Here is a 7,027-nt window from a genome sequence, read left to right on the forward strand (position 1 = left end):
GGGCGGCAGTGGGATCGGAAATGGTGGCGTCGGTCATGCGGTGGAACCCCGGAAGGGAAACCGGGCGGCCGTTGCGGCCGCCCGGCATGATATTCGAGGCTTACTGAACGTTGGCGCCGACGACAGCGTCCCAGCTCTTGGTGATGGCTTCCTTGGAGGCAGCCTGTTCGTCCAGCGTCGGGAAGACGGCTGCTTCATAGGCGGCTGCCGGCGGCAGCTTGTCGAGCAGATCCTGCGGGATCGCGCCCTTCTTGGCGAGATCGTTGAAGCGGATCGGGTGGCAATAGCCCTTGAGCCAGCCGAGCTGACCTTCGTCTGAGTAGAGATACTCCATCCACAGCTTGGCAGCGTTCGGATGCGGCGCGTAGGCGCTGATCGCCTGGACATAGACACCGGCGACGACGCCGGTCTTCGGCACGATGACTTCGACCGGCGGGTTGCCGTTCAGCGTGTCGCGGCCAGCAAGGGCGTTGTAGTCCCAGGTGATGAGGATCGGGGTCTGGCCCTGCGCGAGCGTGGCCGACTTGCCGATCACCGGAACGAAGTTGCCCTTGGCGTTGAGTTCCTTGAAGAACTCGAGGCCGGCCTCACCTGCCTTGGCGCCGGCTTCCGCACCTTTGGACAGGCCGGCGGCATAAACGCCCTGGATGGCCTGGTTGGAGGCGCGCGGATCACCCGCGAGTGCGACCGAGTTGGCGAATTCCGGCTTCAGCAGATCGGCCCAGTCGGCCGGGGCTTCCTTGACGAGATCCTTGTTCACCTCGAAGGCGAGCACGCCGTAATAGTCGCCATACCAGTAGCCTTCGGCATCCTTGGCGCTGTCGGGGATCGAATCCCAGGTCGAGACCTTGTAGGGCTGGATCAGGCCGTCGGCCTTGGCCTGTGGGCCGTAGGAGAGACCGACGTCGATGACGTCAGGCGCCTGCGGGCCCTTGTTGTCCTTGTTGGCCTTGATTGCCTCGACCTCGTCGCTGGAGCCGGCGTCGGGGTTGAGTTCGTTGACGGTGATTTCCGGATATTTCGCCTTGAAGCCGGCAATGACGGCGCCATAGCCGCACCAGTCATGCGGCAGCGCGATCGTGGTAAGCTGGCCTTCCTTCTTGGCCGCGGCGACCAGCTCGTCCATCGACTGTGCCGAGGCGATTGCCGACGTCACCATCAGTGACGCTGCGGTAAGGGAAAGCACTTTTCCCGTGAAACTGAACATGTGTTCTCTCCGTTGAACTGACGCCCAAGCGCGCCTGTGATGCGGTTACCGATACTCGATGACAGTCGTGTGAAAAGTAATGCCTCCCGACCCGTCCGCGATCTAAAAATCTAACTACTTTTACAAAGGGCTGGCAATCGCCGGCGTTCGTTTTCCGGCTAATGATTTCGATTGGTGTTTCCCCGTCTTTCGTTCTCCTTTCCTTATTCGACAAAGGCTGTTCCAGCCCCGCCCTGTCATGTCGCAAGATGATAGGGCGAGGCCGGGAATGCCTTTCAGAGCGTGCCTTCGATAGCGCTTTCGAGCAGCGCCAGCGCGGCCTTCTTCGTCAGCTTGACCGGGTTGCCGCCGGCGGTCGGATCGACGATCGCCATGTCGGCGATCAGGGTCTTGCGCTTCTTGTCCATGTCGAGGCCCTTGATGAGGCCGGGCAGCGTGTTCGGCACCTTCAGTTCCTTGCGCAGCTTGATGACGGCCTTGGCAAAACCGTCGAAGCCGCCCTTGATGCCACAATAGGCGGAAAGGCGGGCGATCTTCTCCTCGATCGCGTCTCGGTTGAAGGCGAGCACATAGGGCATGAAGACGGCATTGGTCATGCCGTGATGGGTGTCGTAGAGCGCGCCGACCGGATGCGACAGCGAATGGATTGCGCCGAGGCCCTTCTGGAAGGCAGCTGCACCCATGGCGGCAGCACTCATCATATGGGCACGCGCGGTGAGATCCTTGCCGTTGGCAAAGGCTTTCGGCAGGTTTTCAAAGACCAGCCGTATGCCCTCGACGGCAATGCCATCGGCCATGGGGTGATAACCCGGCGCGCAATAGGCCTCGAGGCAGTGGGCAAGCGCGTCCATGCCGGTGCCGGCGGTGATGAAGGGCGGCATGCCGACCGTCAGCTCGGGATCGGCAATGACGATTTCCGGCAAGAGCTTCGGATGGAAGATAACCTTCTTGGTGTGGGTCGCCTCATTGGTGACCACAGCGGCGCGGCCGACTTCCGAGCCGGTACCGGCCGTGGTCGGCACGGCGATGATCGGCGCAATGGTGTCGGAATTCGCCCGCGTCCACCAGTCGCCGATGTCTTCAAAGTCCCAGACCGGGCGGGTCTGGCCGGCCTGGAAGGCGATCAGCTTGCCGAGGTCGAGGCCCGAGCCGCCGCCGAAGGCGATGACGCCGTCATGCTTGCCCTTCTTGAACACCGCGATGCCGGCGGTGAGGTTCGATTCCACCGGGTTTGGCTTGACGTCGGAGAAGACGCCATAGGGGATTTTCGCATCGTCGAGCAGCTTCAGCGTCTTGGCCACGACCGGCAGCTTGGCCAGCCCCGGATCGGTGACGAAGAGCGGCCGCTTGATGCCGGTCGCAGCCAGCACCTCCGGCAGCTCCGAGATGCGCCCTGCGCCAAAACGGACGACGGTGGGGTAGTTCCATTTGGAGATGAGTTTGGACATGAAATCGTACTTTCGATAAGGAGAATTATGTGGCGACGATGGTGTGGGACCAGCACGACGAATGTTTGAATTGAAAGATATCCTCGGTTGGTCCGAGGTTGTTGACTGGTTTGGTTTTGAGCCCAATTTTCACGATGCGGAAATCATCCGTATCGACTTCTGTCGATCGCCGCTGCCAACCACCATCAGTGTTTACACTTGGCGCTTGACTTCCCAAGTCGACAGTCGCGGCTGCTATGTCCTTGATCGCCACGCCACGGTAAACTTCATTCTCGAAGGGGTTGAGGTTGAGGCATTCACCGGATGGAACCATCAGAATGTTCTTTGGGACATCAACGTCGAACGCGTCTCATCGACATCAAGCATCAGCCCCAGGTTCAAGGTTGCGTTTAACTCGTCATTCGGCCTTGAGGCTAGTTTCACGGCAGATCTGCTCGTGATGGAACTGTTGCCGGGGAAGATCGAGCCCTTCAAAGCGGACCACCACCAGTCACCACCCCGGGCGTCCTGATAAAACATCGAAGTCATCGAACCGCTCACTCTAAATCGTTTCCCTCAGATGATAGCTCTTCGGCCTCGTCAGGTTGTCGTAGCCGATCTGTGACAGGCCGGCGCCCTTGCCGGTGTCCTTGACGCCGGTCCAGACGAGCGCCGGGTCGAGATAGTCGCAGCGGTTCATGAACACGGTGCCGGTCTCGACGCGGTCGCCGATGGCGATGGCGCGGTCGGTGTCGGCTGTCCAGATCGAGGCGGTGAGGCCGTAGGGGCTATCGTTCATGAGCGCGATGGCGTCCTCGTCGCCGCGCACCTTCATGATGCCGACGATGGGCCCAAAGCTTTCCTCGCGCATGACGCTCATCTGGTGGTCGACATTGGTCAGTACTTCCGGCGCCAGATAGGGCGAGCCGGCCTTGTCCTGATCGACCTTCATGTTGATGTGTGCCGTCGCGCCCTTGCGCAGGGCTTCCGCCTTCTGCTCGCGAATGAAGTCGGCAAAGCGTGCCTGCGCCATCGGCCCCATCGTGGTCGCCTGATCCAGCGGATTGCCGACGACGTAGTTCTTGGTTTCGGCGATGAAGCCCTCGACGAAATCGTCATAGACCTTCTCGTGGACATAGACGCGCTCGATGCCGCAGCAGCACTGGCCGGAATTATAGAAGGCGCCGTCGACCAGATTGGCGATTGCATGGTCGAGCTTGGCGTCGGGCAGGACATAGGCCGGGTCCTTGCCGCCGAGTTCGAGGCCGAGCGTCATGAAGGTGCCGGCCGCAGCCTTCTCGATCGCCTTGCCGCCGGCAACCGAGCCGGTGAAATTGACATGGTCGATCTTGCCCGAGCCGAGCAGCTTCTCGGTCTGCGCATGGTTGAGCACGATGTTCTGGAAAACGCCCTTGGGCAGGCCGGCCTTCTCAAAAGCCTGGGCGAAGCGTTCGCCGACAAGGATCGTCTGGGCGGCGTGCTTGAGGATCACGGTGGAGCCTGCCATCAGCGCCGGAACGATGGTGTTGACCGCGGTGAGATAGGGATAGTTCCACGGCGCGACGACCATGACGACGCCGAGCGGCTCCTTCTTCACATAGCGGCGGAAACCATCCTTCGGATTGGAGGCCATCACCGGCTTCAAAGCCTGCTCGGCGATCTCGACCATGTAGTTGGTGCGTTCCCTGACGCCGCCGAACTCGCCGCCATAGCGAACGGGGCGGCCCATCTGCCAGGCGATCTCCGGCACGATCTCGTCGCTCATGGCGACCAGCGCCTCAAGCATGGCCAGCATGTATTTGCCGCGCTCGGCAATCGAGGTCTGCGCCCAGTCGACCTGCGCGGCGCGCGCGCGTTCGACGGCAGCGTTGACGGCCTGATCGGTCGCAATCGGCCGCTCGACATAGATCGAGCCATCGATGGGGGTAATGAGTTTTACGGTTTCCAAGAGAAGTCTCCAGTGCTTTACTAACAGGCCAGCGTTCTAAGATGGCCTTTTCGTCCATATTTAAGAATTGGTCGGTCGCTCGTGACCAAAATCATGTCCAGCGCTCGCGCACTCGCCATGAGAATGCGGTCCATTGGGTCCTTGTGGGGGTCGCCGGGCAGACTTGACGACTCGATAAGTATTTCCGGCGAAATGACACTGAGGCGCGCCTCCATGCGTTCGAGAAACCGGTTGAAGAAGTCGATAGGCGACAGTGGCAAGATAAGCCTTCCCTTCGCGACACCGATGCCGATTTCCCAAGCCGACATCGGCGATACGTGAAGCCGGCCATCAAAACCGGCCTCTGAGATGAGCTGCTCCGCAGCGGGCTCGATCGGAGTGCCATTGGCGATAAAAATTATGGCACATGTATCAAGCAGAAGAAGCGGCTCATCGCTCATTTGCGGCCATCAGTTCCCAGATAGCCTTCGTCCCATGCTTCATCGTCGAAGGGCTTGGTTACGTCGAAGCCATCCTGGATAATAATTTGCCCTTTCATAAAGCCGAAGCCCGGATGACGACCACGCGTGGAAGCTTTGTCTGCAGGGCCGCCCCGCAATCCATCATCCATGAGTGCAGAAGACGTAGCAGAAAGCTCCGGCGCTCCACCCACCTCGATGTGAGCGAGAACGGCGCTTTTTGACTCATTGAGTATCGTTGCGATTTTCCCAATTTCGTCCACTTGAATCCGCCGTTTACCGTTGAACACACGCGACAAAGCGCTTGGATCTACGTCCATCAGCTTGGCCACCGTTCTCAGCGACAAATTTTTCTCTTTCATGCGACGGTCGAACCAAGCCTTGTCGACTTTTATCTGAGCCGGGTACATTAGAAGCCTCGCTATTTTCGTTGCATTAATCACAACATAACGCAACGTTGCGATTTTATCAATACCGCTCAAAACCCCTGTGCAGTTCCCAGTCCGTGATACGGCGGTCATATTCCATCTGTTCCCAGCGGGCGGTGTGGACGTAGTGCTCGACCACTTCTTCGCCCAGCGCCTTCTTCAGCATCTTCGATTTCGACAGCGTCTCCGTGGCTTCACGCAGCGTCTTCGGGATTTCGGGAAGGCGCGAGGCCTGATAGGCGTCGCCGACGAAGGGCTTCTGCAGTTCCAGCTTCTCGTCGATGCCGGCAAGGCCGGCCGCGATCAGTGCCGCGAAGGCGAGATAGGGGTTGAGGTCGGCGCCGCCGATGCGGCACTCCATACGGATGCCCTTGGTGCCCTCGCCGCAAAGACGGAAGCCGGCGGTGCGGTTGTCCTCGCTCCACATGATCTTGGTCGGCGCAAACGTGCCGGCCTGGAAGCGCTTGTAGGAGTTGATGTAGGGTGCCAGGAACCAGGTGAACTCCTTGGCATATTTGAGCTGGCCGGCGGCCCATTGCTGGCCGAGCTTGGAAAGCGTCCAGTCGGCCTTCTTGTCGTAGAACAGCGGCGTCTTGCCGTCCTCGCTCCACAGCGAATTGTGGATGTGGCTGGAATTGCCGGCGAGGCCGTAATTGTACTTCGCCATGAAGGAGATGGATTTGCCCATGCTCTCGGCGATTTCCTTGGCGCCGTTCTTCAGGATGACATGGCGGTCGGCCATTTCGAGAACTTCGGCATAGCGGACGTTGATCTCTTCCTGGCCCGGACCCCATTCGCCCTTGGAATTCTCGATCGGGATGCCCGCTGCTTCCATCTCGTTGCGCAGCCGGCGCATCACGCCCTCTTCCTTGGTGGTGATGCCAATCAGGTAATCGCCGATATAGGGCGAGGCGGTGTCCAGGTTCTGCCAGTGCTTGGCGCGGGCGGAATCATAGGTCTCGTTGAACAGATAGAATTCGAGTTCGGAGGCGAAATAGGCGAGATAGCCCCGTTCCTTCAGCCGGGCGACCTGCTTGCGCAGGATGGCGCGCGGCGAATGCGGCAGGTCGCCATGGGTGTGATGGTCGAGCACGTCGCACAGCACCAGTGCTGTCTTTTCCAGCCACGGCACACGGCGCAGCGTGGAAAGGTCGGGCTTCATGACGAAGTCGCCATAGCCCTTCGACCAGCTGGCCGCCTTGTAGCCCGGCACCGGCTCCATATCGATGTCGTTCGCCAGCAGATAGTTGCAGCCATGCGTCTCGTCATAGGCGGATTCGACGAAGTATTTCGCCAGGAACCGCTTGCCGACGAGACGGCCCTGCATGTCGACGGAACATGCGAGAACCGTATCGATCTCGTCGCCTGCCACTGCTTTCTTCAACTGATCGAACGAGAAACTTACGGCCATTCTTTTCCTACTCCGGGTGGTGAATTCTCAGCAATGAGGTGGGATATAGACGAACCGTGGCCTGGCTTGCGCCAGCCAAAGCAGGATGGACAACGGCTCCACGCCCAGATTCGCCAACCGCACAGCTCGACGAAAAAGCCCCAGGGGA

At 59.9% G+C, this 7,027-nt stretch carries 7 protein-coding genes; 1 reads left to right on the plus strand and 6 read right to left on the minus strand.

What is annotated here, in order from left to right:
* Positions 1-100: 100 nt before the first annotated feature.
* Together WBQ96_RS23805 and WBQ96_RS23810 are read right to left on the minus strand one after the other, a co-directional pair.
* Entirely contained in the window at positions 101-1,207 is a 1,107-nt protein-coding gene (locus WBQ96_RS23805; protein ID WP_336553892.1) for an ABC transporter substrate-binding protein, read from the minus strand.
* Between the two features lie 275 nt (positions 1,208-1,482).
* Positions 1,483-2,655 carry an iron-containing alcohol dehydrogenase gene (locus tag WBQ96_RS23810; RefSeq protein WP_336553894.1) on the minus strand — a complete coding sequence of 391 codons (1,173 nt, stop codon included), beginning with the start codon at positions 2,653-2,655 and terminating at the stop codon, positions 1,483-1,485.
* A 61-nt stretch (positions 2,656-2,716) separates the two neighbouring features.
* Between WBQ96_RS23810 and WBQ96_RS23815 the strand changes: the two genes are divergently transcribed.
* Entirely contained in the window at positions 2,717-3,166 is a 450-nt protein-coding gene (locus tag WBQ96_RS23815) for a hypothetical protein (RefSeq protein WP_336553896.1), read from the plus strand.
* A 30-nt stretch (positions 3,167-3,196) separates the two neighbouring features.
* Here WBQ96_RS23815 and WBQ96_RS23820 read toward each other — a convergent pair whose 3' ends face one another.
* From WBQ96_RS23820 to WBQ96_RS23835, 4 genes are read right to left on the minus strand one after another with little or no spacing between them, the layout of a single operon-like run.
* Positions 3,197-4,582 (minus strand): aldehyde dehydrogenase family protein, encoded by a 1,386-nt coding sequence (locus WBQ96_RS23820; RefSeq protein ID WP_336553897.1) that lies wholly within the window; start codon positions 4,580-4,582, stop codon positions 3,197-3,199.
* A 20-nt stretch (positions 4,583-4,602) separates the two neighbouring features.
* Positions 4,603-5,022 carry a type II toxin-antitoxin system VapC family toxin gene (locus WBQ96_RS23825; RefSeq protein WP_336553899.1) on the minus strand — a complete coding sequence of 140 codons (420 nt, stop codon included), beginning with the start codon at positions 5,020-5,022 and terminating at the stop codon, positions 4,603-4,605.
* Positions 5,019-5,522, minus strand: a complete 504-nt coding sequence (locus WBQ96_RS23830) for a helix-turn-helix domain-containing protein (protein ID WP_336553901.1) — start codon at positions 5,520-5,522, stop codon at positions 5,019-5,021. Before WBQ96_RS23830 ends, WBQ96_RS23825 begins: the two co-directional genes overlap by 4 nt.
* Positions 5,509-6,879, minus strand: a complete 1,371-nt coding sequence (locus WBQ96_RS23835) for a glutamine synthetase family protein (RefSeq protein ID WP_336553902.1) — start codon at positions 6,877-6,879, stop codon at positions 5,509-5,511. The genes WBQ96_RS23830 and WBQ96_RS23835 overlap by 14 nt, the downstream gene beginning before the upstream one ends.
* Between the last annotated feature and the right edge of the window lie 148 nt (positions 6,880-7,027).

The sequence above is a fragment of the Mesorhizobium sp. CCNWLY176 genome (assembly GCF_037153935.1).
Lineage (GTDB): Bacteria > Pseudomonadota > Alphaproteobacteria > Rhizobiales > Rhizobiaceae > Mesorhizobium_M > Mesorhizobium_M zhangyense.